At 52.9% G+C, this 25,304-nt stretch carries 24 protein-coding genes; 21 read left to right on the top strand and 3 right to left on the bottom strand.

The genetic code is table 11. The annotated features are described in order from the left end of the window. Window positions 1-198: 198 nt before the first annotated feature. The 5 genes from ftsY (at window position 199) to ACLJXE_RS03425 (ending at window position 5,936) form a co-directional block, all read left to right on the top strand. Window positions 199-1,731: a signal recognition particle-docking protein FtsY gene (gene ftsY, locus ACLJXE_RS03445; protein ID WP_410750089.1), complete on the top strand. Its 1,533-nt coding sequence runs from the start codon at window positions 199-201 to the stop codon at window positions 1,729-1,731. A 2-nt stretch (window positions 1,732-1,733) separates the two neighbouring features. Continuing rightward, window positions 1,734-2,402 carry a cell division ATP-binding protein FtsE gene (ftsE, locus tag ACLJXE_RS03440; RefSeq protein ID WP_137381973.1) on the top strand — a complete coding sequence of 223 codons (669 nt, stop codon included), beginning with the start codon at window positions 1,734-1,736 and terminating at the stop codon, window positions 2,400-2,402. After that, on the top strand, window positions 2,395-3,453 hold the full coding sequence (ftsX, locus tag ACLJXE_RS03435; protein ID WP_410750088.1) for a permease-like cell division protein FtsX: 1,059 nt from the start codon (window positions 2,395-2,397) through the stop codon (window positions 3,451-3,453). Before ftsE ends, ftsX begins: the two co-directional genes overlap by 8 nt. A 253-nt stretch (window positions 3,454-3,706) precedes the next feature. Further along, window positions 3,707-4,561, top strand: a complete 855-nt coding sequence (gene rpoH / locus ACLJXE_RS03430; RefSeq protein WP_005121585.1) for an RNA polymerase sigma factor RpoH — start codon at window positions 3,707-3,709, stop codon at window positions 4,559-4,561. A 271-nt stretch (window positions 4,562-4,832) separates the two neighbouring features. Then, a complete protein-coding gene (locus ACLJXE_RS03425) occupies window positions 4,833-5,936 on the top strand; it encodes a branched-chain amino acid ABC transporter substrate-binding protein (RefSeq protein WP_286629868.1) in 1,104 nt (367 codons plus the stop codon). Between the two features lie 84 nt (window positions 5,937-6,020). Here the strand turns inward: ACLJXE_RS03425 and panM are convergent, their stop codons facing one another. Beyond that, window positions 6,021-6,404: an aspartate 1-decarboxylase autocleavage activator PanM gene (gene panM / locus ACLJXE_RS03420; protein WP_005121587.1), complete on the bottom strand. Its 384-nt coding sequence runs from the start codon at window positions 6,402-6,404 to the stop codon at window positions 6,021-6,023. 496 nt (window positions 6,405-6,900) lie between these two features. Here panM and livK point away from each other — a divergent pair, with 496 nt between their 5' ends. From livK to ugpQ, 10 genes are all read left to right on the top strand, one after another. After that, window positions 6,901-8,010, top strand: a complete 1,110-nt coding sequence (gene livK / locus ACLJXE_RS03415; protein ID WP_286629867.1) for a high-affinity branched-chain amino acid ABC transporter substrate-binding protein LivK — start codon at window positions 6,901-6,903, stop codon at window positions 8,008-8,010. Window positions 8,011-8,071: 61 nt separating this feature from the next. Continuing rightward, entirely contained in the window at window positions 8,072-8,998 is a 927-nt protein-coding gene (livH, locus tag ACLJXE_RS03410; protein WP_003023435.1) for a high-affinity branched-chain amino acid ABC transporter permease LivH, read from the top strand. After that, on the top strand, window positions 8,995-10,272 hold the full coding sequence (gene livM / locus ACLJXE_RS03405) for a branched chain amino acid ABC transporter permease LivM (RefSeq protein ID WP_137381969.1): 1,278 nt from the start codon (window positions 8,995-8,997) through the stop codon (window positions 10,270-10,272). The genes livH and livM overlap by 4 nt, the downstream gene beginning before the upstream one ends. Further along, the gene (gene livG / locus ACLJXE_RS03400) at window positions 10,269-11,036 is read left to right on the top strand and encodes a high-affinity branched-chain amino acid ABC transporter ATP-binding protein LivG (RefSeq protein ID WP_286629866.1); all 768 of its coding nucleotides are present in this window, start codon (window positions 10,269-10,271) and stop codon (window positions 11,034-11,036) included. Before livM ends, livG begins: the two co-directional genes overlap by 4 nt. Before the next feature lie 17 nt (window positions 11,037-11,053). Beyond that, the gene (gene livF, locus ACLJXE_RS03395) at window positions 11,054-11,767 is read left to right on the top strand and encodes a high-affinity branched-chain amino acid ABC transporter ATP-binding protein LivF (protein ID WP_271441318.1); all 714 of its coding nucleotides are present in this window, start codon (window positions 11,054-11,056) and stop codon (window positions 11,765-11,767) included. 258 nt (window positions 11,768-12,025) lie between these two features. After that, window positions 12,026-13,342 carry a sn-glycerol-3-phosphate ABC transporter substrate-binding protein UgpB gene (gene ugpB / locus ACLJXE_RS03390; RefSeq protein WP_410750087.1) on the top strand — a complete coding sequence of 439 codons (1,317 nt, stop codon included), beginning with the start codon at window positions 12,026-12,028 and terminating at the stop codon, window positions 13,340-13,342. 100 nt (window positions 13,343-13,442) lie between these two features. Then, a complete protein-coding gene (gene ugpA / locus ACLJXE_RS03385; RefSeq protein WP_286629862.1) occupies window positions 13,443-14,330 on the top strand; it encodes a sn-glycerol-3-phosphate ABC transporter permease UgpA in 888 nt (295 codons plus the stop codon). Further along, window positions 14,327-15,172 carry a sn-glycerol-3-phosphate ABC transporter permease UgpE gene (gene ugpE / locus ACLJXE_RS03380; RefSeq protein ID WP_137381964.1) on the top strand — a complete coding sequence of 282 codons (846 nt, stop codon included), beginning with the start codon at window positions 14,327-14,329 and terminating at the stop codon, window positions 15,170-15,172. Before ugpA ends, ugpE begins: the two co-directional genes overlap by 4 nt. Window positions 15,173-15,174: 2 nt before the next feature. After that, window positions 15,175-16,245 (top strand): sn-glycerol-3-phosphate import ATP-binding protein UgpC, encoded by a 1,071-nt coding sequence (locus tag ACLJXE_RS03375; protein WP_286629861.1) that lies wholly within the window; start codon window positions 15,175-15,177, stop codon window positions 16,243-16,245. Continuing rightward, window positions 16,242-16,985: a glycerophosphodiester phosphodiesterase gene (gene ugpQ / locus ACLJXE_RS03370; RefSeq protein ID WP_410750086.1), complete on the top strand. Its 744-nt coding sequence runs from the start codon at window positions 16,242-16,244 to the stop codon at window positions 16,983-16,985. The genes ACLJXE_RS03375 and ugpQ overlap by 4 nt, the downstream gene beginning before the upstream one ends. Here the strand turns inward: ugpQ and ACLJXE_RS03365 are convergent. Beyond that, complete coding sequence (locus tag ACLJXE_RS03365) at window positions 16,982-17,425, bottom strand: DUF2756 family protein (protein ID WP_202037535.1); 444 nt, start codon at window positions 17,423-17,425, stop codon at window positions 16,982-16,984. The two genes, ugpQ and ACLJXE_RS03365, sit on opposite strands and share 4 nt — an antisense overlap. 117 nt (window positions 17,426-17,542) lie before the next feature. Here ACLJXE_RS03365 and ggt point away from each other — a divergent pair, with 117 nt between their 5' ends. Further along, the gene (gene ggt, locus ACLJXE_RS03360) at window positions 17,543-19,288 is read left to right on the top strand and encodes a gamma-glutamyltransferase (protein ID WP_410750085.1); all 1,746 of its coding nucleotides are present in this window, start codon (window positions 17,543-17,545) and stop codon (window positions 19,286-19,288) included. 63 nt (window positions 19,289-19,351) lie between these two features. Here the strand turns inward: ggt and yhhY are convergent, their stop codons facing one another. After that, window positions 19,352-19,840 carry an N-acetyltransferase gene (gene yhhY / locus ACLJXE_RS03355; protein ID WP_286629857.1) on the bottom strand — a complete coding sequence of 163 codons (489 nt, stop codon included), beginning with the start codon at window positions 19,838-19,840 and terminating at the stop codon, window positions 19,352-19,354. Between the two features lie 459 nt (window positions 19,841-20,299). Between yhhY and ACLJXE_RS03350 the strand changes: the two genes are divergently transcribed. The 5 genes from ACLJXE_RS03350 (at window position 20,300) to gntU (ending at window position 25,256) form a co-directional block, all read left to right on the top strand. Next, window positions 20,300-21,337, top strand: coding sequence for an oxidoreductase (locus tag ACLJXE_RS03350; RefSeq protein ID WP_410750084.1), 1,038 nt, complete (start codon window positions 20,300-20,302; stop codon window positions 21,335-21,337). A 123-nt stretch (window positions 21,338-21,460) separates the two neighbouring features. After that, on the top strand, window positions 21,461-22,156 hold the full coding sequence (gene yhhW / locus ACLJXE_RS03345) for a quercetin 2,3-dioxygenase (protein WP_410750083.1): 696 nt from the start codon (window positions 21,461-21,463) through the stop codon (window positions 22,154-22,156). 92 nt (window positions 22,157-22,248) lie between these two features. Next, window positions 22,249-23,244: a gluconate operon transcriptional repressor GntR gene (gene gntR / locus ACLJXE_RS03340; protein ID WP_038634949.1), complete on the top strand. Its 996-nt coding sequence runs from the start codon at window positions 22,249-22,251 to the stop codon at window positions 23,242-23,244. Between the two features lie 141 nt (window positions 23,245-23,385). Beyond that, window positions 23,386-23,916 carry a gluconokinase gene (gene gntK / locus ACLJXE_RS03335; RefSeq protein WP_032940611.1) on the top strand — a complete coding sequence of 177 codons (531 nt, stop codon included), beginning with the start codon at window positions 23,386-23,388 and terminating at the stop codon, window positions 23,914-23,916. Then, on the top strand, window positions 23,916-25,256 hold the full coding sequence (gntU, locus tag ACLJXE_RS03330; RefSeq protein WP_137381956.1) for a gluconate transporter: 1,341 nt from the start codon (window positions 23,916-23,918) through the stop codon (window positions 25,254-25,256). The genes gntK and gntU overlap by 1 nt, the downstream gene beginning before the upstream one ends. Window positions 25,257-25,304: the final 48 nt, after the last annotated feature.

The raw sequence follows: 25,304 nt of genomic DNA, 5'->3' as shown, positions 1-25,304 counted from the left end.
GTTACCTCTTCGTTGGCTGCACTTACTCACCCGAATCACTTACTAAAGTAAGCTCATCGGGATTCGTACGCTTGCCGCCTTGACGTAACTCGAAATTCATTGGGTATAAGTGATAGACTATTTCATCATTTTTTTAGCTGCTATGTACATAGCGTTGACGCTGTGCCATGAAGCAACAGCGGGGGAGTGTAGTCGCAAATGGCGAAAGAGAAAAAACGTGGCTTTTTTTCCTGGCTGGGCTTTGGTCAAAAAGAGCAGGCACCGGAAAACGAGACAGAACTAAAAAACGAAGAGCAACAACCGGTTACTGAAGAAGCTACCGTCGTTGATGAGCCGTCACGCGCGCAGGAAACCCATAGCGAGGCGGAAACGGAAGCCTTTGCTGCCGAAGTCGTGGAAGTCACTGAACAGGTTGCGGAAATTGAAAAACTGCAGCCTGAAGAAGAACCTGTTGCTCAGCAACAGCAACCGGACGTTGAACCGGTTGTTGAATCAATCGTGGAAACACCGGTACCCGCGGCAGTGACCGAACACGAAGAATTACCGCTGCCGGAAGAGGTTAAAGCCGAAGACGTTTCACCAGAAGAGTGGCAGGCTGAAGCGGAAACCGTTGAAATTGTTGAGGCAGTTGAAGAAGAAGCTGAAAACGAGCCACAGCTAACGGATGAAGAGCTGGAAGCACAGGCGCTGGCAGCTGAAGCGGTGGACGAAATTGCTGAAGATGCCGCGATTGTTGAGCCTGCTGAAGACACGTCAGCAGCAGAAGAGGCCGTAGTAGAAGACGCTGTGCAGGAGCAGGAAAAACCGACGAAAGAAGGTTTCTTTGCGCGCCTGAAGCGTAGCCTTCTGAAAACAAAAGAAAACCTCGGTTCCGGATTTATCAGTCTGTTCCGTGGTAAAAAGATCGACGATGATCTGTTTGAAGAATTGGAAGAGCAACTGCTGATCGCCGATGTGGGCGTAGAAACAACCCGCAAGATCATTGCAAATCTGACAGAAGGCGCCAGCCGCAAGCAACTCAAAGATGCAGAAGCGTTGTACGGCCTGCTGAAAGATGAGATGGGCGAGATTCTGGCTAAAGTTGATGAACCGCTGAATGTTGAGGGTAAAACGCCATTTGTTATCTTAATGGTTGGTGTTAACGGCGTGGGTAAAACCACCACCATTGGCAAGCTGGCGCGTCAGTTTGAGCAGCAGGGTAAATCAGTGATGCTGGCGGCGGGCGATACCTTCCGTGCAGCGGCAGTAGAGCAGTTGCAGGTCTGGGGTCAGCGTAACAATATTCCGGTCATTGCTCAGCATACCGGTGCGGATTCTGCCTCCGTTATCTTTGACGCCATTCAGGCGGCGAAGGCGCGAAACGTAGACGTACTGATTGCTGATACTGCGGGTCGCTTGCAGAACAAATCGCACCTGATGGAAGAATTGAAAAAAATCGTTCGTGTGATGAAGAAGCTGGACGTTGATGCACCGCATGAAGTTATGCTGACTATCGATGCCAGTACCGGGCAGAATGCGATAAGCCAGGCCAAACTGTTCCATGAAGCGGTGGGTTTAACCGGTATCACCCTGACCAAGCTGGACGGAACGGCGAAAGGTGGGGTCATTTTCTCGGTTGCCGATCAGTTTGGCATCCCTATCCGCTATATCGGTGTGGGCGAACGTATCGAGGATTTACGTCCGTTTAAAGCGGGCGATTTTATAGAGGCACTTTTTGCCCGAGAGGATTAACAATGATTCGCTTTGAACATGTCAGCAAGGCCTATCTCGGTGGGAGACAAGCGCTGCAGGGAGTCACATTCCATATGCAGCCTGGCGAGATGGCGTTTCTGACCGGCCACTCCGGCGCGGGTAAAAGTACCCTGCTGAAGCTGATCTGTGGAATTGAACGGCCCAGTGCCGGGAAGATCTACTTCAGCGGGCACGACATCAGCCGTTTGAAAAACCGTGAAGTGCCGTTTCTGCGTCGCCAGATCGGCATGATTTTTCAGGATCACCACCTGTTGATGGACAGAACCGTCTTCGACAATGTGGCAATCCCACTGATCATTGCGGGTGCCAGCGGTGACGATATTCGTCGCCGCGTGTCGGCGGCGCTGGATAAGGTCGGACTGTTGGACAAAGCGAAGAACTTCCCGATTCAACTCTCCGGCGGTGAACAGCAGCGTGTGGGCATCGCCCGCGCGGTGGTGAACAAGCCTGCGGTACTGCTGGCGGATGAACCGACGGGGAACCTTGACGATGCACTATCAGAAGGGATCCTGCGTCTGTTCGAAGAGTTTAATCGCGTCGGGGTAACGGTATTAATGGCGACGCACGATATTGGGCTGATCTCCCGTCGTTCTTATCGGCAGCTTGTCCTGAGTGACGGACACCTGCATGGAGGCCTGGTGAATGAATAGACGCGACGCTATCAATCAAATCAAACAGTTCGGTGGACGACTGGATCGTTTCCGTAAATCGGGCGGTACGCCAGGAGAGGGCGGTCGCAACGCGCCAAAACGTGCGAAAGCGTCGCCAAAACCGAACTCACGTAAAACCAACGTCTTTAACGAGCAAGTGCGCTATGCGTTCCAGGGGGCGTTGCAGGACCTGAAAAGTAAACCGTTGGCGACGTTCCTGACGGTGATGGTTATTGCTATCTCACTGACGTTGCCAAGTGTTTGTTACATGGTCTACAAGAACGTGAACCAGGCGGCAAGCCAGTATTACCCGTCCCCGCAGATCACCGTATATCTGCAAAAAACGCTGGATGATGATGCGGCGGCACGTGTGGTGGGGCAGTTACAGGCCGAGCAGGGTGTGGAGAAAGTGAATTACCTCTCCCGTGACGATGCGCTGGGCGAATTCCGTAACTGGTCCGGCTTTGGCGGTGCGCTGGATATGCTGGAAGAGAACCCACTTCCGGCCGTGGCGGTGGTTATTCCGAAACTGGATTTTCAGGGCACGGAATCACTGAACACGCTGCGCGATCGTATTGCGCAAATCAACGGTATTGATGAAGTACGCATGGATGACAGCTGGTTTGCGCGACTGGCTGCGTTAACGGGCCTGGTCGGTCGTGTGTCAGCGATGATTGGCGTGCTGATGGTCGCGGCGGTCTTCCTGGTCATCGGTAACAGTGTGCGTCTGAGCATTTTTGCGCGTCGCGATACCATTAACGTGCAGAAACTGATTGGTGCAACGGATGGATTTATCCTGCGCCCGTTCCTCTACGGTGGCGCACTGCTCGGTTTTTCTGGCGCATTTCTTTCACTGATTTTGTCAGAAATTCTGGTGATGCGGCTGTCGTCAGCGGTTACGGAAGTGGCGCAAATTTTCGGAACAAAGTTTGATATCAATGGCTTATCATTCGATGAGTGCCTGCTACTCCTGCTGGTATGCTCAATGATTGGCTGGGTGGCAGCCTGGCTTGCCACGGTTCAACATTTACGCCACTTTACCCCCGATTAAAAAATCTCTGGTATAATCTTTCCCTGCACTGAGTAGTTCGCTCTGCAGGGAAAGAGCCCTGTTTTCTCTTCCCGGCGCATTCATCGTGATGTCACATTTTGTGCGTAATTTATACACATTACGACATGGAACTTGTGGATAAAATCACTGTCTGATAAAAGATTGAATGATATTCTCGTTGCTCATAAGCTCTGGCATGGTTGTTGCTATTGGTTTTTACCCACGCCAGATGACAAAGATTGAGAGGATTTGAATGACCAAAGAAATGCAAAATTTAGCTTTAGCCCCTGTTGGTAACCTGGAGTCTTACATCCGGGCTGCGAACGCGTGGCCGATGTTGTCGGCTGACGAGGAGCGGCTACTTGCTGAAAAGCTGCATTACCAGGGCGATCTGGAAGCAGCTAAAACGCTGATCCTGTCTCACCTGCGCTTTGTTGTTCATGTTGCTCGTAACTACGCGGGCTATGGCCTGCCGCAGGCGGATCTGATTCAGGAAGGTAATATCGGCCTGATGAAAGCCGTGCGTCGTTTCAACCCGGAAGTGGGTGTACGCCTGGTTTCTTTCGCCGTGCATTGGATCAAAGCTGAGATCCACGAATACGTTCTGCGAAACTGGCGTATCGTGAAAGTCGCGACCACCAAAGCACAGCGCAAGCTGTTCTTTAACCTGCGCAAAACCAAGCAGCGTCTGGGCTGGTTTAATCAGGATGAAGTGGAAATGGTTGCCCGCGAGCTGGGGGTTTCCAGCAAAGACGTGCGTGAAATGGAATCCCGTATGGCGGCGCAGGACATGACGTTTGACATGTCTTCGGACGACGAGTCCGACAGCCAGCCGATGGCCCCGGTTCTGTATCTGCAGGATAAATCCTCCAACTTTGCTGATGGCATTGAAGAGGATAACTGGGAGGATCAGGCCGCGAACAAGCTGACTCACGCAATGGAAGGTCTGGACGAGCGTAGCCAGGATATTATCCGCGCCCGCTGGCTGGACGAAGACAACAAGTCTACGTTGCAGGAACTGGCCGATCGCTACGGCGTTTCCGCTGAACGTGTTCGCCAGCTTGAAAAGAACGCGATGAAAAAACTGCGCGCCGCAATCGAAGCGTAACTTTCCAGCAAACTCTGGAAGTACCAATAAACCCTGGATGAAAATCCGGGGTTTTTTGTTTTTATCTCTCCTCTTCTCTCCTGACGTTTATGCTTTTTGTCATCAAGTTGTTATCTGCATGTCAAATTTAGCTATTCCAAAATAATAAAAATCGGGTATGTTTTAGCAGAGTATGCTGCTAAAGCACGAGTGGCTATCCAATAATCGATATAAAGTGCTGAACAACAACATCACAACACACGTAATAACCACAATAATGGGGATTGTCAGGATGAATATGAAGGGTAAAGCGTTATTGGCAGGATGTATCGCCCTGTCTTTGAGCAATATGGCCTTTGCTAAGGATATTAAAGTTGCCGTCGTCGGCGCGATGTCCGGCCCGGTGGCGCAGTATGGCGATCAGGAATTTACCGGCGCAGAACAGGCCATTGCAGATATCAACGCCAGGGGCGGTGTGAAAGGTGACAAACTGGTTATGGTGAAATATGACGATGCCTGTGACCCGAAGCAAGCGGTAGCGGTTGCTAACAAAGTGGTCAACGACGGGATTAAATACGTTATCGGCCACCTGTGCTCATCGTCCACTCAACCTGCATCAGATATCTATGAAGACGAAGGTATTCTGATGATCACCCCTGCGGCAACGGCACCGGAACTGACCGCGCGCGGCTATAAACTGGTGATGCGTACCACCGGTCTGGATTCCGATCAGGGCCCAACGGCCGCCAAATATATCGTTGAAAAAGTGAAACCGAAACGCATTGCTATCGTTCACGACAAACAGCAGTACGGCGAAGGCCTGGCGCGCTCCGTGCAGGACAACCTCAAGAAAGCCAACGCTGACGTGGTGTTCTTCGACGGGATCACCGCCGGTGAGAAAGACTTCTCTACGCTGGTGGCACGTCTGAAGAAAGAGAACATCGACTTTGTTTACTACGGCGGTTACCACCCGGAAATGGGGCAGATCCTGCGCCAGGCACGCGCTGCGGGCCTGAAAACCCAGTTTATGGGACCAGAAGGGGTCGCGAACGTGTCGCTGTCTAACATTGCGGGTGAATCGGCAGAAGGTTTGCTGGTGACTAAGCCGAAGAACTACGACCAGGTGCCGGCGAACAAACCGATTGTGGATGCTATTAAAGCCAAGAAACAGGATCCGAGCGGCGCATTCGTATGGACCACCTACGCCGCGCTGCAGTCTTTGCAGGCCGGTCTGAACCAGTCTGACGATCCGGCTGAAATTGCCAAATACCTGAAAGCAAACTCAGTGGAAACCGTAATGGGGCCGCTGTCATGGGATGCGAAAGGCGACCTGAAAGGCTTCGAATTTGGCGTGTTTGATTGGCATGCTAACGGCACAGCTACAGATGCTAAGTGAGTAACTGCCCGGTGGCGCTTTGCTTACCGGGCCTACAACGAGCACTTTGTTGGCCGGGTAGCGTCAGCGCCTCCCGGCTTTCTTTTAGCGCTTCTCCCAGCCATTCTCCTGGGCCGTAAATCCTAACGCCTGCATAAACGCCGCCATCACGCTGCGGTCTTCAACACCAACATCCGCCATCCACCATGAACTTACGTCCGGGTTTTCGCGGAGAGTTTCTTCAACCAAATACTGTCCAACGCCGCGGCGACGGGTGATATCGCGCACACGTAAGGAATCCAGTGCACCTTGCGTACCGCTCAGGGTGACGCGTACTGCGCCAAGCAGGCGCTCGTTAAAGCGTGCGGCATAGATCCGGTGCGTTTCATCTACGCTTAATGACGAGGCGGAATATTCCGGCCAGATTTTGCCAAGATCGATGAGATCCTGAGCACTAAAGTTTTCTAAACGAACGATGGTCAGCTTCATTTACAGCATGTCCAAATCACAAAAGATGGAATCAGTGTACCGAAATAATTCACCCGGACGCTTTCTCTTTTTTATGCGATTAACCAGGTTAATCGTTTTGTGGCAACAGCAATGGCAGTTTGAAACAGCAAAGATTGAAAAACAGGCAGAATAATACCCTGGAATGCAGCATTTTATTCGGCTCTTTGTACCGTTATTTTATGCTGACAAATGCACTTTTTTTTGTTTATCTATAGTGAAAAGCAGAATATTATCTTTTCTTAATAGACTGAAATATAGAGATTTTAGCCTGATTTTGCTTAAAAGACTGTGCTAAACCATTAATGAGACTGGTAAAAATAGTACAGTTCAAAAAAGCATAGCCTGCTTTTTAACCACATAAATACAAAATAAATACACACAGTCATTCAAGGTGCATCAATGTGAACGCACGTAGCCAACACCGAGGCAGCTTGAAGGATGAAGTGTTACATCATCACGAATGGGGATTCAGGTAATGAAACGGAATGCGAAAACAATCATCGCAGGGGTGATAGCACTGACAATGTCGCACGCTGTCATGGCGGAGGATATCAAGGTCGCTGTTGTTGGCGCGATGTCAGGTCCGGTCGCGCAGTGGGGCGATATGGAATTTAATGGCGCACGTCAGGCGATTAAAGATATCAATGCCAAAGGTGGGATCAAAGGCGACAAGCTGGTAGCCGTGGAATATGACGATGCCTGCGATCCAAAACAGGCCGTTGCCGTCGCGAACAAAATCGTCAATGACGGCATTCAGTATGTGATAGGACATCTGTGCTCATCGTCGACTCAACCGGCATCAGATATTTACGAAGACGAAGGCATTCTGATGATTTCTCCGGGAGCGACTAACCCGGAACTGACGCAGCGTGGTTATGCGCACATCATGCGCACCGCGGGTCTGGACTCCTCTCAGGGGCCGACTGCCGCAAAATACATCCTGGAGAAGGTGAAGCCACAGCGTATCGCCATCATTCATGACAAACAGCAGTACGGTGAAGGCCTGGCGCGTTCGGTGCAGGACAGCCTGAAAGCAGGTAAAGCCAACATCGTCTTCTTTGATGGGATCACCGCCGGGGAGAAAGATTTTTCTGCGCTGATCGCCCGCCTGAAAAAAGAAAATATCGACTTCGTTTATTACGGTGGCTACTACCCGGAAATGGGGCAAATGCTGCGTCAGGCGCGATCAGTTGGCCTGAAGACGCAGTTTATGGGGCCAGAGGGCGTGGGAAATGCCTCACTGTCTAACATTGCCGGTGATGCCGCTGAAGGCATGCTGGTGACCATGCCAAAACGCTATGACCAGGACCCGGCTAACAAAGCTATCGTTGATGCGCTCAACGCTGACAAGAAAGATCCGACCGGACCTTACGTATGGATCACCTACGCAGCCGTACAGTCACTGGCGACAGCGATGGATCGTAGCGGCAGCAAAGAGCCGTTGGACCTGGTGAAAGATCTGAAAGCACACGGGGCTGATACCGTGATTGGGCCGCTGAAATGGGACGAAAAAGGCGATTTGAAGGGATTTGAGTTTGGTGTCTTCCAGTGGCACGCGGATGGTTCATCGACTGTCGCGAAGTAATACCTGAAGACGCGTTATCCCACCGCCCGTGCAAAACGGGCGGGTTTAAAAAGGTTACCTTATGTCCGAGCAGTTCCTCTATTTCTTGCAGCAGATGTTTAACGGCGTCACGCTGGGAAGCACCTACGCGCTGATCGCCATTGGCTACACGATGGTGTACGGCATTATCGGCATGATCAACTTCGCCCATGGCGAGGTGTATATGATCGGCAGTTATGTCTCCTTTATGATCATTGCTGCGCTAATGATGATGGGTATTGATTCCAGCTGGCTGCTGGTTGCCGCGGGATTCGTCGGTGCCATTGTGATTGCCAGCGCCTACGGCTGGAGCATTGAACGGGTGGCATATCGGCCCGTACGCAGCTCCAAGCGGCTGATTGCGCTGATTTCCGCCATCGGGATGTCTATCTTCCTGCAAAACTACGTCAGTCTGACGGAAGGCTCACGCGACGTGGCGCTGCCTAGCCTGTTTAACGGTCAGTGGACTGTTGGCAGCAGTGAAAACTTCTCTGCGTCCATCACCACCATGCAGCTGGTTATCTGGATTGTGACCTTCCTTGCGATGCTGGCGCTGACGCTGTTTATCCGCTATTCGCGTATGGGACGCGCCTGTCGTGCCTGCGCGGAAGATCTGAAAATGGCCAGCCTGCTCGGTATTAACACTGACCGCGTGATCGCGCTGACTTTTGTGATTGGCGCAGCAATGGCGGCGGTAGCAGGTGTATTGCTTGGACAGTTCTACGGTGTAATTAACCCCTATATTGGCTTTATGGCCGGAATGAAAGCCTTTACCGCGGCGGTTCTTGGCGGTATCGGTAGCATTCCTGGGGCGATGATCGGCGGCCTGATTCTGGGCGTGGCGGAAGCGCTCTCCTCTGCTTATCTGAGTACGGAATACAAAGATGTGGTGTCATTCGCACTGCTGATTCTGGTGCTGCTGGTAATGCCGACCGGTATTCTGGGTCGCCCGGAGGTAGAGAAAGTATGAAACCGATGCATTTTGCAATGGCGCTGCTTTCAGCGGTCATGTTTTTCATCCTGGCGGGCGTCTTCATGGGCGTTCAACTGGAACTGGATGGCACGAAGCTGGTGGTGGATACCGCTGCGGATATTCGCTGGCAGTGGGTGTTCATCGGTACTGGCGTGGTCTTTCTTTTCCAACTGCTGCGTCCCGTTTTCCAGAAGAGCCTGAAGAGCGTCTCCGGACCGAAGTTCATTCTGCCGGCGATTGATGGCTCAACTGTTAAACAGAAGCTGTTCCTGGTGGCGCTGCTGGTCATTGCTGTTGCATGGCCATTTATGGTGTCGCGCGGCACGGTGGATATCGCTACGCTGACGATGATTTATATCATCCTCGGCCTCGGCTTAAACGTGGTGGTCGGCCTTTCCGGCTTGCTGGTGCTGGGCTACGGCGGCTTCTATGCCATTGGGGCGTATACCTTTGCGCTGCTGAACCACTATTACGGTCTTGGTTTCTGGACCTGTTTGCCGCTGGCGGGACTGGTATCGGCGGCGGCAGGTTTCCTGCTTGGCTTCCCGGTTCTGCGTCTGCGCGGCGACTACCTGGCAATAGTGACCTTAGGCTTTGGCGAAATCGTGCGCATCCTGTTGCTCAATAATACTGAAGTCACCGGTGGCCCGAACGGTATCAGCCAGATCCCTAAACCCACCTTTTTCGGTCTGGAATTCAGCCGTAGCGCCCGTGAAGGCGGCTGGGATACCTTCAGCAACTTCTTTGGTGTGAAATACGATCCCTCTGACCGTGTGATTTTCCTCTACCTGGTGGCGCTGCTGCTGGTGGTCTTCTCGCTGTTTGTCATCAACCGCCTGTTGCGTATGCCGCTGGGCCGTGCATGGGAAGCGCTGCGTGAAGATGAAATTGCCTGTCGTTCACTGGGCTTAAACCCTACGCGCATCAAGCTGACCGCCTTTACCATCAGCGCTGCGTTTGCCGGTTTTGCCGGAACGCTGTTTGCCGCGCGTCAGGGTTTCGTCAGTCCGGAATCTTTCACCTTTGCCGAGTCGGCCTTTGTGCTGGCGATTGTCGTGCTGGGGGGGATGGGATCGCAGTTTGCGGTGATCCTGGCGGCCATCCTGCTGGTGGTCTCACGTGAACTGATGCGTGATTTCAATGAATACAGCATGTTAATGCTGGGTGGTTTGATGGTGCTGATGATGATCTGGCGTCCGCAGGGCTTGCTGCCGATGACCCGTCCACAGTTGAAGCTGAAAAACGGGGAAGCAAAAGGAGAGCAGGCATGAGTCAGCCATTATTATCGGTTAGCGGCCTGATGATGCGTTTTGGCGGCCTGCTGGCAGTCAACAATGTGTCTTTGGATTTGCATAAAAAAGAGATTGTCTCTCTGATTGGCCCGAACGGCGCGGGGAAAACCACGGTCTTCAACTGCCTGACCGGGTTTTATAAGCCGACCGGCGGGACGATTAAGTTGCGCGACCAGCACCTTGAAGGGCTGCCGGGCCAGCAAATTGCGCGTATGGGCGTGGTGCGTACCTTCCAGCATGTGCGTCTGTTTCGCGAAATGACAGTGATTGAAAACCTGCTGGTGGCGCAGCATCAGCAACTGAAAGCAGGCGTTTTCTCCGGGCTGCTAAAAACCCCGGCTTTTCGCCGCGCGCAGGATGAAGCGCTGGACCGCGCTGCCACCTGGCTTGATCGTATCGGTCTGCTGCAGCATGCTAACCGGCAGGCGAGCAACCTGGCCTATGGTGACCAGCGCCGTCTTGAGATTATCCGTTGCATGGTCACTCAGCCGGAAATTCTGATGCTCGATGAACCTGCAGCGGGTCTTAACCCGAAAGAAACCAAAGAGCTGGATGAGCTGATTGCCGAACTGCGCAACCATCACAACACCACCATTTTGCTGATTGAACACGACATGAAGCTGGTGATGGGCATTTCAGACCGTATTTACGTGGTGAACCAGGGGACGCCGCTGGCGAACGGGACACCGGAGCAGATTCGTAACAACCCGGACGTGATCCGCGCCTATTTAGGTGAAGCATAATGGTGGTGAGGCATAAGATGGAAAAAGTCATGTTGTCTTTTGACAACGTCAACGCCCACTACGGCAAGATCCAGGCACTGCACGATGTCAGCTTGTACATCAATCAGGGTGAAATCGTGACGCTTATCGGTGCCAACGGTGCGGGGAAAACCACGCTGCTCGGAACGCTGTGCGGCGATCCTCGGGCAACAAGTGGGCGTATTGTCTTTGATGGTAAAGATATTACCGACTGGCAGACGGCAAAAATTATGCGTGAAGCGGTGGCGATTGTCCCGGAAGGGCGTCGCGTATTTTCCCGTATGACGGTAGAAGAGAACCTGGCGATGGGGGGCTTTTTTGCCGAGCGTGACCAGTTTCAGGAGCGTATCCAATGGGTATACGACCTGTTTCCACGTCTGCATGAGCGTCGTATCCAGCGTGCGGGAACCATGTCTGGTGGTGAACAGCAAATGCTGGCGATAGGCCGGGCTTTGATGAGCCAGCCGCGTTTGTTGCTGCTTGATGAGCCGTCTCTGGGGCTGGCACCGATCATTATCCAGCAGATCTTTAACACCATTGAGCAATTGCGCGAGCAGGGGATGACGATTTTCCTCGTCGAACAAAACGCTAACCAGGCACTGAAACTCGCTGACCGTGGCTACGTGCTGGAAAACGGTCACGTGGTGCTGGAAGACACCGGCGATGCGCTACTGGCTAACGAAGCGGTGCGCAGCGCGTATCTGGGCGGTTAGTCCTCTGCGACAATGCAGGATAGCGGCGCATCAGCGTCGCCATCCTGCATGTTGTTCACAAGCGGCATCGTATCTATACGTGTCTCAGCTCCCACTTTCCCTTCTCGTAACCTTCACCGCCTTGCCATCTCTCTGTCGCCTTACTATCTTTTTTTTGTAATAAAAAAGTTATTTTTCTGTCATTCGAGCATGTCATGTTACCCCCGCGAGCATAAAACGCGTGATATCGCGCATCCGGCACAACAAGAGAGATAACCGATGATATCGTTACGACACACAGCTTTAGGACTGGCACTTAGCCTGGCATTTGCAGGTCCGGCACTGGCAGTTACCACCATTCCGTTCTGGCATTCAATGGAAGGTGAACTGGGTAAAGAAGTTGATTCACTGGCGCAACGTTTTAATGAGGCTCATCCTGACTACAAAATTGTTCCGCAGTATAAAGGCAACTATGAGCAGAGTCTGAGCGCAGGTATTGCCGCCTTCCGTACCGGAAACGCACCTGCGCTGCTGCAGGTCTATGAAGTCGGTACCGCAACGATGATGGCCTCCAAAGCCATTAAACCGGTCTACGAAGTGTTTAAAGAGGCCGGGATTAACTTTGATGAATCTCAGTTCGTGCCGACGGTTTCAGGTTATTACACCGACTCTAAAACCGGACACTTGCTCTCTCAGCCGTTTAACAGTTCCACCCCGGTGCTGTACTACAACAAAGACGCCTTCAAAAAAGCCGGTTTAGATCCTGAGCAACCGCCGAAAACCTGGCAGGATCTGGCGGAATACACCGCGAAGCTGAAAGCCGCAGGTATGAAGTGCGGGTATGCCAGCGGCTGGCAGGGCTGGATCCAGATTGAAAACTTCAGCGCCTGGAACGGATTACCGGTCGCGACTAAAAATAACGGTTTTGACGGTACTGATGCAGTACTGGAGTTCAACAAGCCGGAGCAGGTGAAACATATCGCCCTGCTGGAAGCGCTGAATAAAAAGGGCGATTTCAGCTACTTCGGGCGTAAAGATGAATCCACCGAGAAGTTCTATAACGGTGATTGTGCCATTACCACCGCGTCTTCTGGCTCCCTGGCTGACATCCGTCACTACGCGAAATTCAACTATGGCGTCGGCATGATGCCGTACGATGCCGATGTGAAGGGCGCGCCGCAGAACGCGATTATCGGTGGGGCCAGTCTGTGGGTGATGCAGGGTAAAGACAAAGCAACCTACCAGGGCGTCGCGGAGTTCCTCAACTTCCTGGCGAAACCTGAAATTGCTGCTGAATGGCATCAGAAAACAGGTTATTTGCCCATCACTACCGCCGCCTACGATCTGACCCGTGAGCAGGGGTTCTATGATAAGAACCCAGGCGCGGATATCGCCACCCGTCAGATGCTGAACAAGCCGCCGTTGCCGTTCACTAAAGGGCTGCGCCTGGGCAATATGCCGCAGATCCGTACCATCGTGGATGAAGAGCTGGAAAGTGTATGGACCGGGAAGAAAACCCCGCAACAGGCGCTGGATGCTGCCGTTGAACGTGGCAACCAGTTGCTGCGCCGCTTTGAGCAATCGACTAAATCGTAATGTGACATGCCGGGTGGAGGCTTCGCTTTACACGGTCTACAAATGCGCGTAGGCCGGATAAGCGTAGCGCCATCTGGCGCTGTTCAGGAATAAAACCTTCATGTCCTCATCCCGTCCGGTGTTCCGCTCGCGTTGGCTTCCCTATCTACTGGTTGCCCCGCAGTTGGTCATCACCGTTATTTTCTTTATCTGGCCTGCCGGTGAAGCGCTGTGGTACTCACTGCAAAGCGTTGATCCCTTTGGTCTTTCCAGTCAGTTTGTCGGGCTGGATAACTTCGTCGCGCTGTTCCATGACCCGTACTACCTTGATTCGTTCTGGACCACTATCAAGTTCAGCGCGTTGGTTACGGTAAGCGGCCTGTTGGTGTCGTTATTTTTTGCCGCGTTGGTGAATTACGTGGTACGCGGAAGCCGTTTTTATCAAACGCTGATGCTGTTGCCCTACGCCGTTGCGCCCGCGGTTGCCGCCGTGCTGTGGATCTTTCTGTTCAACCCAGGACGTGGGCTGATTACCCATTTTCTCGCTGAATTTGGCTATGACTGGAACCATGCGCAAAACAGCGGTCAGGCGATGTTTCTGGTGGTGTTTGCATCGGTCTGGAAGCAGATTAGTTACAACTTCCTGTTTTTCTTTGCCGCACTGCAGTCGATCCCGCGTTCACTGATCGAAGCGGCTGCAATTGATGGCGCAGGGCCGATTCGCCGCTTCTTTAAGCTGGCGCTACCGCTAATTGCACCGGTGAGCTTTTTTCTGCTGGTGGTGAACCTGGTTTACGCCTTCTTTGACACCTTCCCGGTGATCGATGCTGCGACAGCGGGCGGGCCGGTGCAGGCTACCACCACGCTAATTTATAAAATCTATCGTGAAGGTTTTGTCGGACTGGATCTCTCCGCATCAGCCGCGCAGTCGGTAGTGCTGATGTTCCTCGTCATTATTTTGACGGTGGTGCAGTTCCGCTATGTGGAAAGTAAGGTGCGTTACCAATGATTGAGAATCGTCGCGGGCTGACAATATTCAGCCATACCATGTTGATTCTGGGGATCATGGTGATCTTGTTTCCGCTGTACGTCGCGTTTGTTGCGGCGACGCTGGATAACAAAGCGGTGTTTGAAACGCCGATGACGCTGGTACCCGGCACACAACTGCTGGAAAACATGAAATACATCTGGGTCAATGGTGTGGGGGTGAATAGCGCACCGTTCTGGCTGATGATGCTCAACAGTTTCATCATGGCATTCAGTATTACGGTGGGAAAAATCACCGTCTCTATGCTGTCCGCGTTTGCCATTGTCTGGTTTCGCTTTCCTCTGCGTAACCTGTTCTTCTGGATGATTTTTATCACCCTGATGCTGCCGGTGGAGGTGCGTATCTTCCCGACGGTGGAGGTTATCGCCAACCTGAAGATGCTCGACAGTTATGCGGGTCTGACGTTGCCGCTCATGGCATCGGCTACCGCGACATTCCTGTTCCGTCAGTTCTTTATGACGCTACCAGATGAACTGGTAGAAGCGGCGCGTATTGACGGTGCGTCGCCGATGCGTTTTTTCCGCGATATCGTGCTGCCGCTGTCGAAAACCAATCTGGCGGCACTGTTCGTGATCACCTTTATCTACGGCTGGAATCAATATCTGTGGCCGTTGTTAATTATTACCGACGTTAACCTGGGCACCGCCGTAGCAGGCATCAAAGGCATGATCGCTACCGGTGAAGGCACTACCCAATGGAACCAGGTGATGGCAGCCATGCTGCTGACGCTCATCCCTCCGGTAATCATCGTGTTAGCCATGCAACGTGCCTTCGTACGCGGCCTGGTCGATAGTGAGAAATAAAAATGGCTGGTTTAAAACTACAGGCAGTAACCAAAAGCTGGGACGGCAAAACCCAGGTGATTAAACCGCTGACGCTGGACGTCGCGGACGGGGAATTCATTGTGATGGTAGGCCCATCCGGTTGCGGTAAGTCTACACTGCTGCGAATGGTCGCCGGTCTGGAGCGGGTGAGCGGCGGCGATATCTGGATTGATAATAAGCGTGTCACCGAAATGGAACCGAAAGATCGTGGTATTGCGATGGTGTTCCAGAACTATGCACTCTACCCGCATATGAGCGTGGAAGAAAACATGGCCTGGGGACTGAAGATTCGGGGAATGGGCAAGGAGCATATTGCCGAGCGGGTGAAAGAGGCGGCGCGTATTCTTGAGCTGGGCGAACTGCTCAAACGCCGTCCGCGTGAACTTTCTGGCGGCCAGCGTCAGCGTGTGGCGATGGGGCGGGCGATTGTCCGTGATCCGGCGGTTTTCCTGTTCGATGAACCGCTTTCAAACCTTGATGCAAAGCTGCGTGTGCAGATGCGTCTTGAGTTACAACATCTGCATCGCCGACTGAAAACCACCTCGTTGTACGTTACCCACGATCAGGTTGAGGCGATGACGCTGGCCCAGCGGGTACTGGTGATGAACAAGGGCATTGCTGAACAGATTGGCACGCCAGTGGAAGTCTACGAAAAACCGGCCAGCCGCTTTGTGGCGAGCTTTATCGGCAGTCCGGCCATGAACTTACTTGATGGGCACATCAGCGCCACAGGCAGCCATTTTGAGCTGGAGAGCGGCATGTCATTGCCCCTCGGTAAGGATTATTCTCGCTTCATTGGGCGTAACATGACGCTGGGTATCCGCCCGGAGCATATTGCGCTAAGCTCGCAGGCCGAAGGCGGTGTGCCGCTGGTGTTAGATACGCTGGAAATGCTGGGCGCAGATAACCTGGCACACGGACGTTGGGGTGAGCAAAAGCTGGTGGTGCGACTGGCGCATCAGCATCGCCCGACGGCAGGCAGCACGCTATGGTTGCATCTGCCAGACAATCATTTGCATCTCTTTGATGGCGAAACAGGACAACGCGTATGAGTAACTGGCCTTATCCCCATATTGTCGCCCATCGTGGTGGCGGTAAGTTGGCTCCGGAAAATACCCTGGCGGCGATTGACATGGGGGCGCGATACGGGCACACCATGATTGAATTCGATGCCAAATTGTCGAAAGACGGTGAGATCTTTCTGCTGCATGACGACAATCTGGAACGTACCAGCAACGGCTGGGGCGTTGCGGGCGAACTGAACTGGCAGGATCTTCTGCGTGTTGATGCCGGCGGCTGGTTTAGCGGTGAGTTTAAAGGCGAGCCATTGCCGCTGCTCTCCCAGGTGGCAGAGTGCTGCCGCCAGCATGGCATGATGGCGAATATTGAGATCAAACCGACCACGGGAACCGGAACGCTCACCGGGAAAGTCGTGGCACTGGCCGCGCGTGAACTGTGGTCGGGAATGACGCCACCGCTGCTGTCATCTTTTGAAATTGATGCGCTTGAAGCGGCGCAGCAGGCGGTGCCTGAGCTGCCGCGTGGTTTGCTGCTAGATGAGTGGCGTGATGACTGGCGAGAGCTCACCACCCGGTTGGGCTGTGTCTCTATTCATCTTAATCATAAGCTGCTGGATGAGGCGCGTGTGGATGCGTTGCGCGATGCGGGGCTGCGGATTCTGGTGTATACCGTCAACCGACCCCAGCGCGCGGCAGAACTGCTACGCTGGGGAGTAGACTGCATCTGTACCGATGCGATTGATGTCATCGGACCTGATTTTCAGCCCAGTTAAGGTCCAAGCGTTTTTAACGGGACATTAGGTTGCGGCGTGCTGGACGGTTTTAGCATGTCGCCATTCTTTTTTTCCGGCAGCATCTGTTGCTGTTTATTCAGCGAGTTGTCCGGGTTATGCGTTCCGCTTAACATCCCGCCATTGCTGTTGGGCAGCATTTGCTGCTGGCCGGAATTCAACTCACCTGGCTGAGACTGACGTACTCGCTGGGAGTTGGTGTTGATTTGGTTTTCCATATGCTGTTGCTGCATGCGTGTCTGCGTTTGCAACTGCTGGTTGAGCATCCCTTTCTGCTGAATTTGCTGCGTTTGCATTTGTGTTTGCATACGCTGTTGACTCGGGATCTGATAACCGGGTTGATTCGGGTTATTCATGGTGTTGATTGGCTGTGCAAAGCCTGCAAACGGCAATAGCATGGCTAAAAGTAAGAGTCGTTTCATCGCTTTTCTCCTCTCGGGGATCTCTTAAGTTTACTCCTTTCTCACCGTTACGATGATTATTTCAGAGTTATGCACCAGGCTTAATGGGGGCCGACCCCGTACATCTGGAGAATAACGATGATAAAACCGACGTTTTTACGCCGGGTAGCCATTGCTGCTCTGCTCTCAGGAAGTTGTTTTAGCGTTGCTGCTGCACCGGCTGCGCCGCCACCGGTATCCTATGGTGTTGAAGAAGATGTGTTCCATCCTGTGCGTGCGCAGCAGGGGATGGTGGCTTCCGTGGATGCGCTGGCCACGCAGGTTGGGGTTGATATTCTCAGGCAGGGCGGTAATGCCGTCGATGCTGCCGTCGCCGTGGGTTATGCGCTGGCGGTGACGCATCCGCAGGCGGGTAACCTGGGCGGTGGTGGCTTTATGATGCTGCGCACCAAAGACGGGAAGACGACAGCAATTGATTTCCGTGAAATGGCGCCAGCTGGTGCGACTCGCGATATGTTCCTTGATGAACAGGGTAACGCCGATGCTAAAAAGTCACTAACTTCGCATCTGGCTTCCGGTACGCCCGGCACCGTGGCGGGGTTTTCGCTGGCCCTGGATAAGTACGGTACGCTGCCGTTGAATAAAGTGGTGCGCCCGGCGATGAAGCTGGCGGAAGAGGGATTTGTGGTTAACGACGCACTGGCCGACGATTTGAAAACCTACGGCAGCGAAGTCATCCCCAACCATGAAAATAGCAAAGCTATTTTCTGGAAAGATGGTGAGCCGTTGAAAAAGGGCGATAAGCTGGTACAGAAGAACCTGGCAAAAAGCCTGGAGATGATTGCTGAGAGTGGCCCTGATGCGTTTTATAAAGGGGCTATTGCCGATCAGATAGCCGAGGAGATGAAGAAGAATGGCGGGCTGATCACCAAAGCGGACTTAGCTGACTACAAAGCCGTAGAGCGTGCGCCAATCAGCGGTGACTACCGTGGTTATCAGGTCTTCTCGATGCCGCCTCCATCTTCCGGGGGGATTCATATCGTTCAGATCCTCAACATTCTCGAAAACTTCGATATGAAAAAGTACGGGTTTGGCAGCGCCGATGCCATGCAGGTAATGGCTGAAGCAGAAAAATATGCCTATGCTGACCGTTCCGAGTATCTTGGCGATCCGGATTTTGTGAAAGTGCCGTGGCAGGCGCTGACCAACAAAGCTTATGCTAAATCGCTTGCCGATCAGATTGATATCAACAAAGCGAAGCCTTCCAGCCAAATCAAGCCTGGCAAACTTGCTCCCTATGAAAGTAACCAGACCACTCACTTCTCGGTGGTAGATAAAGACGGGAATGCCGTGGCGGTGACTTACACCCTGAATACCACCTTCGGAACCGGCATTGTGGCGGGTAACACCGGCATTCTGCTCAATAACGAAATGGATGATTTCTCTGCTAAACCGGGTGTGCCGAACGTTTACGGGTTGGTGGGTGGCGATGCCAACGCCGTCGGACCGAAGAAACGTCCGTTGTCGTCGATGTCGCCGACTATTGTGGTGAAAGACGGGAAAACCTGGTTGGTTACCGGCAGCCCTGGCGGGAGTCGAATTATCACTACCGTACTGCAAATGGTGGTCAACAGCATTGATTTTGGGATGAACGTCGCTGAAGCCACCAACGCTCCGCGCTTCCACCATCAGTGGTTGCCGGATGAACTGCGCGTTGAAAAAGGTTTTAGCCCTGACACCGTCAAGCTGCTGGAGCAGAAAGGACAGAAAGTGGTGCTGAAAGAAGCAATGGGCAGCACGCAGAGCATTATGGTTGGACCTGATGGCGCACTGTACGGTGCGTCCGACCCGCGTTCTGTGGATGATTTAACAGCAGGATATTGATGGTATTGCCGGGTCTGCCGTTGAGACAGGCCCGGCGAGTGCTTCCTGGCGGTTTCTTACCCGTTATTTCACGCGCGCCATAAAGTAAGCATCAACGTACTCACCGTTGCGCAGGCCATATTTCTTGCCGGTGCCTTCGATTTCAAAGCCGTACTTCTTATAGACTGCGACCGCAGGCTCATTATCGACAAACACGGTTAACTCAATGCGATCGACGCGCAGCCAGTTGTCGCACATGTCGATCATTGTGCGAATCAGGGCGCTGGCAACCCCGCGGTTTTGCCAACGAGCGTCAACACAAATACCAAAATCAGCGACGTGGCTGCGGCGCGGGCGTTGGGCGACTGCAATGGAAAGATGTCCCACGACGATATCATCAATGCAGGCAACCAGCTGCTTGACGCCGGGCTGCTCGGCGAGTCGCACTTGCCACATCTCCATGGAAGGATGAGGAACCTGTAGCGTGTTGTGGTACACCTCCGGCTGCGCATGGATTTGACGAATGGCGTCGTAATCTTTTGGTTCAGCGTGGCGTATCACTATCTCAGTCATTCCTTATCTCCTTCAGGGGTAATTGTGCATTTACACTCGCTGAGATTAAAAAATCCGTCAACTGCATTTTTTTGCAAAAATAAGTAGACAAGTGCGAATGAGAATGATTATTATTGCTCTGCGTTCAGGGGAACCCCTACGGAGAACCTGAAAGCACGACATTGCTCACATTGCTTCCAGTATTACTTTAGCCAGCCTTGCGCTGGCTTTTTTTTGTTTTGTTTCAGCCTGGCTTACTTGTCACTTTGTCCCCGGGAAGTGCTCGTGCTCCTCACGTACATTGAGTACGCTCCGGGCCCTGCGCGCTTGCCGTGAACAAACTGACGGCGACGCCGACGGCCGATCTTTTCGTTTTGTAGGCCGGATGAGGCTTCGCCGCCCTCCGGCAAAGAATCCAACATTCAGTCTCCAGCCGCTTTGCGCTATGGTGTAGACATTCACCTTCAGAAGGATTGTCTCATGGCCTTACATTGCGCATTTATTGGTTTTGGCAAAAGTACCACTCGCTACCATTTACCTTATGTCCTGAACCGCAAAGACAGCTGGCATGTGGCACATATTTTTCGCCGCAACGCGAAACCGGAAGAGCAGGCGCCGCAGTATTCACATATCCATTTCACCAGCGACCTCGACGAGATCTTAAATGATCCGCAGGTGAAACTGGTGATTATCTGCACCCACGCTGACAGCCACTTTGAATACGCGAAGCGCGCGCTGGAAGCGGGTAAAAGCGTGCTGGTGGAGAAACCGTTCACGCCGACGCTGACCGAGGCAAAAGTGCTTTTCGACCTGGCGCGAAGCAAGGGGCTGACCGTCACGCCGTATCAGAATCGTCGTTTTGATTCCTGCTTCCTCACCGCGAAAAAAGTCATTGAGAGCGGCAAACTGGGTGACATTGTTGAAGTGGAAAGCCATTTTGACTATTACCGCCCAGTCGCTGAAACTAAACCAGGTCTGCCTCAGGACGGCGCATTTTATGGTTTGGGCGTACACACCATGGATCAAATTATCTCCCTGTTCGGCCGCCCGGATCATGTGGCCTATGACATCCGTAGCCTGCGCAATAAAGCGAATCCCGATGATACTTTTGAAGCGCAACTGTTCTACGGCGACCTGAAGGCTATCGTCAAAACCAGTCATCTGGTGAAAATCGACTATCCGAAGTTTATCGTTCATGGCACCAAAGGCTCGTTTGTGAAGTACGGCATCGATCAGCAGGAAACCAGCCTGAAGGCCAATATTATGCCGGGAGAACCCGGTTTTGCTGCTGACGATTCCATTGGGCTGCTGGAGTATGTCAACGACGACGGTATCACGGTGCAAGAACAGGTGGCACCAGAAGTGGGCGACTATGGCCGCGTCTATGACGCGCTGTATCAGACGCTGACAGTGGGTACGCCTAATTACGTCAAAGAATCTGACGTTCTCACCAATCTGGAACTGCTCGAACGCGCCTTCGAACAGGCCTCTCCGGCGACGATAACCCTCGCGAAATAGCATGAGTCGACTCCTCTGGGTTTATTCATATTTTTTGAACAGAGGAGTCAATTTTCACCCTCTATGATCCCTGGGCGATTGAGTCCACACTTATCCCATCGAAAACATCTGGGGGTGAACACAATGATCTATTTACGTAAAGCAAACGACCGTGGTCATGCTAATCATGGCTGGCTTGATTCCTGGCATACCTTCTCGTTTGCCAACTACTATGACCCGAATTTTATGGGGTTCTCGGCACTGCGCGTGATCAACGATGACGTGATCGACGCAGGTCAGGGCTTTGGTACTCATCCCCATAAAGACATGGAAATTCTGACCTACGTGCTGGAAGGCGCGGTGGAACATCAGGACAGCATGGGCAACAAAGAGCAGGTTCCAGCCGGTGAATTCCAGATTATGAGCGCCGGGACGGGGATCCGTCACTCGGAGTACAACCCGAGCGACACTGAGAAGCTGCATCTGTATCAGATTTGGATCATCCCGCAGGAAAACGGCATTACGCCACGCTATGAGCAACGTCGTTTTGACGCCGCGCAGGGCAAACAGCTGGTGCTGTCGCCGGATGCGCGTGATGGTTCATTGAAAGTATACCAGGATATGGAGCTGTACCGCTGGGCGCTGCTTAAAGATGAACAGTCGGTGCATCAAATCGCCGCTGAACGTCGCGTCTGGATCCAGGTCGTGAAAGGCAACGTCACCATCAATGGGACGAAAGCGTCTACCAGCGATGGCCTGGCAATCTGGGATGAGCAGGCAATTTCTATTCATGCCGATAGCGACAGCGAAGTGTTGTTGTTTGATTTGCCACCGGTATAAATAAATGTCACAACCTTCCCGAGTAATCGGGAAGGTTCACGTACGTCCGTGGTAAACTGAGGGAATCTATCCCTTTTATATCTTTCAGGACGATGAAAAAGAAAAGACCCGTACTTCAGGATGTAGCCGACCGCGTGGGCGTGACCAAAATGACGGTCAGCCGTTTTTTGCGTAACCCGGAGCAGGTCTCCGTGGCGCTGCGGGGCAAAATTGCCGCTGCACTTGATGAGCTGGGTTATATTCCCAATCGTGCTCCTGATATCCTTTCTAATGCCACCAGCCGTGCAATTGGCGTGCTGTTACCGTCTCTCACCAACCAGGTTTTTGCTGAAGTCCTGCGCGGCATTGAAGCCGTCACCGACGCCCATGGCTATCAAACCATGTTGGCGCACTACGGCTATAAACCTGAAATGGAACAAGAGCGGCTGGAATCAATGCTGTCGTGGAATATCGATGGTCTGATCCTCACTGAACGCAGCCATACACCCCGGACGTTGAAAATGATCGAAGTGGCGGGGATCCCGGTCGTTGAATTAATGGACAGCCAGTCTCCGTGTCTGGATATCGCTGTCGGTTTCGACAACTTCGAAGCGGCCCGGCAAATGACCGCGGCGATCATCGCACGCGGGCACCGTCATGTTGCCTATCTTGGTGCGCGTCTTGATGAACGTACTATCATCAAACAGCGGGGTTACGAGCAGGCTATGCGCGACGCCAACCTGGTGCCGTACAGCGTGATGGTTGAACAGTCTTCTTCCTACTCCTCCGGTATCGAGCTTATCCGTCAGGCGCGGCGTGAATACCCGCAGCTGGACGGTGTTTTTTGTACCAACGATGACTTAGCGGTTGGCGCAGCATTTGAATGTCAGCGTTTGGGATTAAGAATACCCGATGATATGGCGATTGCCGGTTTTCACGGTCACGATATCGGCCAGGTGATGGAACCGCGCCTGGCGAGCGTACTTACGCCGCGTGAACGGATGGGCAGCATTGGCGCTGAGCGTCTGCTGGCGCGCATCCGTGGTGAAGCCGTCACGCCTAAAATGTTAGATTTAGGTTTCACCTTGTCACCGGGCGGATCTATTTAGCCCAACAAATTTGAAGTAGCTCACACTTATACACTTCTGGCACGAATGGATATTGCTTCTCTATTTATCCGGCTGGACAATGTTACCGATAACAGTTACCCGTAACAATTTCCTGATTCTTGTACCAGTGGGGGCAACGCTTTGAGCACGACTAATCATGATCACCACGTTTACGTTCTGATGGGCGTATCGGGCAGCGGTAAATCTGCTGTCGCCAGCGAAGTGGCGCATCAACTGCAGGCCGCGTTTCTTGATGGCGATTTTCTCCATCCGCGCAGCAACATCATGAAAATGGCTTCCGGTGAGCCGTTAAACGATGACGACCGTAAACCGTGGTTACAGGCGCTGAATGACGCCGCCTTCGCGATGCAGCGCACCAACAAGGTTTCGCTGATCGTCTGCTCTGCCTTGAAAAAAGACTATCGTGACCAGCTGCGTGACGGTAACCCGAATCTCTCTTTCATCTACCTGAAAGGGGATTTTGACGTTATCGAAAGTCGTCTGAAGGCGCGTAAAGGCCACTTCTTCAAAACGCAGATGCTGGTAACTCAGTTTGAAGCGCTGGAAGAACCGGGTGCGAATGAAAACGATGTTCTGGTGGTGGATATCGATCAGCCGCTGGACGGTGTGGTAGCGAGCACCATTGAGGTTATTAACCAGGGCAGTAAGTAGTGACTACATTAACGCTTGTTTTAACAGCAGTAGGGTCCGTTTTATTACTGCTGTTTTTAGTGATGAAGGCGCGTATGCACGCCTTCGTTGCTTTGATGGTGGTATCCATTGGTGCAGGTCTCTTTTCCGGTATGCCGCTCGATAAAATCGCGGCAACGATGGAAAAAGGGATGGGAGGCACGCTCGGCTTTCTGGCAATTGTGGTGGCGCTGGGTGCGATGTTTGGCAAGATTTTGCATGAAACCGGCGCAGTCGATCAGATCGCCGTCAAAATGCTGAAATCCTTCGGTCACAGCCGTGCGCATTATGCGATCGGTCTGGCCGGTCTGATTTGCGCGCTACCGCTGTTCTTTGAAGTGGCGATTGTGCTGCTGATAAGTGTCGCATTCTCGATGGCGCGCCATACGGGAACTAACCTGGTGAAGTTGGTTATTCCACTGTTTGCGGGGGTGGCTGCTGCTGCTGCGTTCCTGCTGCCAGGGCCGGCGCCAATGCTGCTGGCTTCGCAAATGCACGCTGACTTTGGCTGGATGATCCTGATTGGCCTGTGTGCGGCGATTCCTGGCATGATTATCGCCGGGCCGCTGTGGGGCAACTTTATCAGCCGTTACGTTGAGCTGCATGTACCAGAAGACATTACCGAGCCGCATCTGGGCGAAGGCAAAATGCCCTCCTTTGGCTTCAGCCTGTCGCTGATCCTGCTGCCGCTGGTGCTGGTTGGTCTGAAAACCATCGCCGCACGTTTTGTGCCGGTCGGTTCTACTGCGTATGAATGGTTCGAATTTATCGGTCATCCGTTCACTGCGATTCTGGTCGCCTGTCTGGTCGCTATTTATGGTCTGGCAATTCGCCAGGGTATGGCGAAAGACCGGGTGATGGAGATCTGTGGCCACGCGCTGCAGCCCGCGGGGATTATTCTGCTGGTGATTGGTGCCGGTGGCGTGTTCAAGCAGGTGCTGGTTGATTCCGGTGTCGGTCCTGCTCTGGGGGAAGCGTTAACCGGTATGGGCTTACCGATTGCCATTACCTGCTTTGTGCTGGCTGCGGCGGTACGTATTATTCAGGGGTCCGCGACCGTAGCCTGCTTAACGGCGGTCGGTCTGGTGATGCCAGTGATTGAACAGCTGAACTTCTCCGGCGCGCAGATGGCGGCACTGTCTATCTGTATCGCGGGCGGTTCGATCGTGGTCAGCCACGTGAATGACGCTGGTTTCTGGCTGTTTGGTAAATTTACCGGTGCAACCGAAGCGCAAACGCTGAAGACCTGGACGATGATGGAAACCATCCTCGGTACGGTCGGCGCAATTGTCGGTATGATTGCTTTCCAGCTCCTGAGCTGATGGTATTGCCCGGTGGCGCTTACGCTTACCGGGCCTGCATCAAGTACA

The organism is Citrobacter sp. U14242 (assembly GCF_046555775.1).
Classification (GTDB): domain Bacteria; phylum Pseudomonadota; class Gammaproteobacteria; order Enterobacterales; family Enterobacteriaceae; genus Citrobacter.
This window is presented reverse-complemented; position numbering and strand designations above follow the sequence as displayed.

Excerpts from the sequence above, each read along its gene's own strand:
- ugpE (WP_137381964.1), top strand. The coding sequence starts at position 14,327 with ATGATTGAGAATCGTCGCGGGCTGACAATATTCAGCCATACCATGTTG.
- ftsE (WP_137381973.1), top strand. The coding sequence starts at position 1,734 with ATGATTCGCTTTGAACATGTCAGCAAGGCCTATCTCGGTGGGAGACAA.
- panM (WP_005121587.1), bottom strand. The coding sequence starts at position 6,404 with ATGAAGCTGACCATCGTTCGTTTAGAAAACTTTAGTGCTCAGGATCTC.
- ugpQ (WP_410750086.1), top strand. The coding sequence starts at position 16,242 with ATGAGTAACTGGCCTTATCCCCATATTGTCGCCCATCGTGGTGGCGGT.
- ggt (WP_410750085.1), top strand. The coding sequence starts at position 17,543 with ATGATAAAACCGACGTTTTTACGCCGGGTAGCCATTGCTGCTCTGCTC.
- yhhY (WP_286629857.1), bottom strand. The coding sequence starts at position 19,840 with ATGACTGAGATAGTGATACGCCACGCTGAACCAAAAGATTACGACGCC.
- livG (WP_286629866.1), top strand. The coding sequence starts at position 10,269 with ATGAGTCAGCCATTATTATCGGTTAGCGGCCTGATGATGCGTTTTGGC.
- ftsX (WP_410750088.1), top strand. The coding sequence starts at position 2,395 with ATGAATAGACGCGACGCTATCAATCAAATCAAACAGTTCGGTGGACGA.
- ugpA (WP_286629862.1), top strand. The coding sequence starts at position 13,443 with ATGTCCTCATCCCGTCCGGTGTTCCGCTCGCGTTGGCTTCCCTATCTA.
- livF (WP_271441318.1), top strand. The coding sequence starts at position 11,054 with ATGGAAAAAGTCATGTTGTCTTTTGACAACGTCAACGCCCACTACGGC.
- livH (WP_003023435.1), top strand. The coding sequence starts at position 8,072 with ATGTCCGAGCAGTTCCTCTATTTCTTGCAGCAGATGTTTAACGGCGTC.
- livM (WP_137381969.1), top strand. The coding sequence starts at position 8,995 with ATGAAACCGATGCATTTTGCAATGGCGCTGCTTTCAGCGGTCATGTTT.
- rpoH (WP_005121585.1), top strand. The coding sequence starts at position 3,707 with ATGACCAAAGAAATGCAAAATTTAGCTTTAGCCCCTGTTGGTAACCTG.
- ftsY (WP_410750089.1), top strand. The coding sequence starts at position 199 with ATGGCGAAAGAGAAAAAACGTGGCTTTTTTTCCTGGCTGGGCTTTGGT.
- ACLJXE_RS03365 (WP_202037535.1), bottom strand. The coding sequence starts at position 17,425 with ATGAAACGACTCTTACTTTTAGCCATGCTATTGCCGTTTGCAGGCTTT.
- yhhW (WP_410750083.1), top strand. The coding sequence starts at position 21,461 with ATGATCTATTTACGTAAAGCAAACGACCGTGGTCATGCTAATCATGGC.
- livK (WP_286629867.1), top strand. The coding sequence starts at position 6,901 with ATGAAACGGAATGCGAAAACAATCATCGCAGGGGTGATAGCACTGACA.
- gntR (WP_038634949.1), top strand. The coding sequence starts at position 22,249 with ATGAAAAAGAAAAGACCCGTACTTCAGGATGTAGCCGACCGCGTGGGC.
- ACLJXE_RS03425 (WP_286629868.1), top strand. The coding sequence starts at position 4,833 with ATGAATATGAAGGGTAAAGCGTTATTGGCAGGATGTATCGCCCTGTCT.
- ugpB (WP_410750087.1), top strand. The coding sequence starts at position 12,026 with ATGATATCGTTACGACACACAGCTTTAGGACTGGCACTTAGCCTGGCA.
- ACLJXE_RS03350 (WP_410750084.1), top strand. The coding sequence starts at position 20,300 with ATGGCCTTACATTGCGCATTTATTGGTTTTGGCAAAAGTACCACTCGC.
- ACLJXE_RS03375 (WP_286629861.1), top strand. The coding sequence starts at position 15,175 with ATGGCTGGTTTAAAACTACAGGCAGTAACCAAAAGCTGGGACGGCAAA.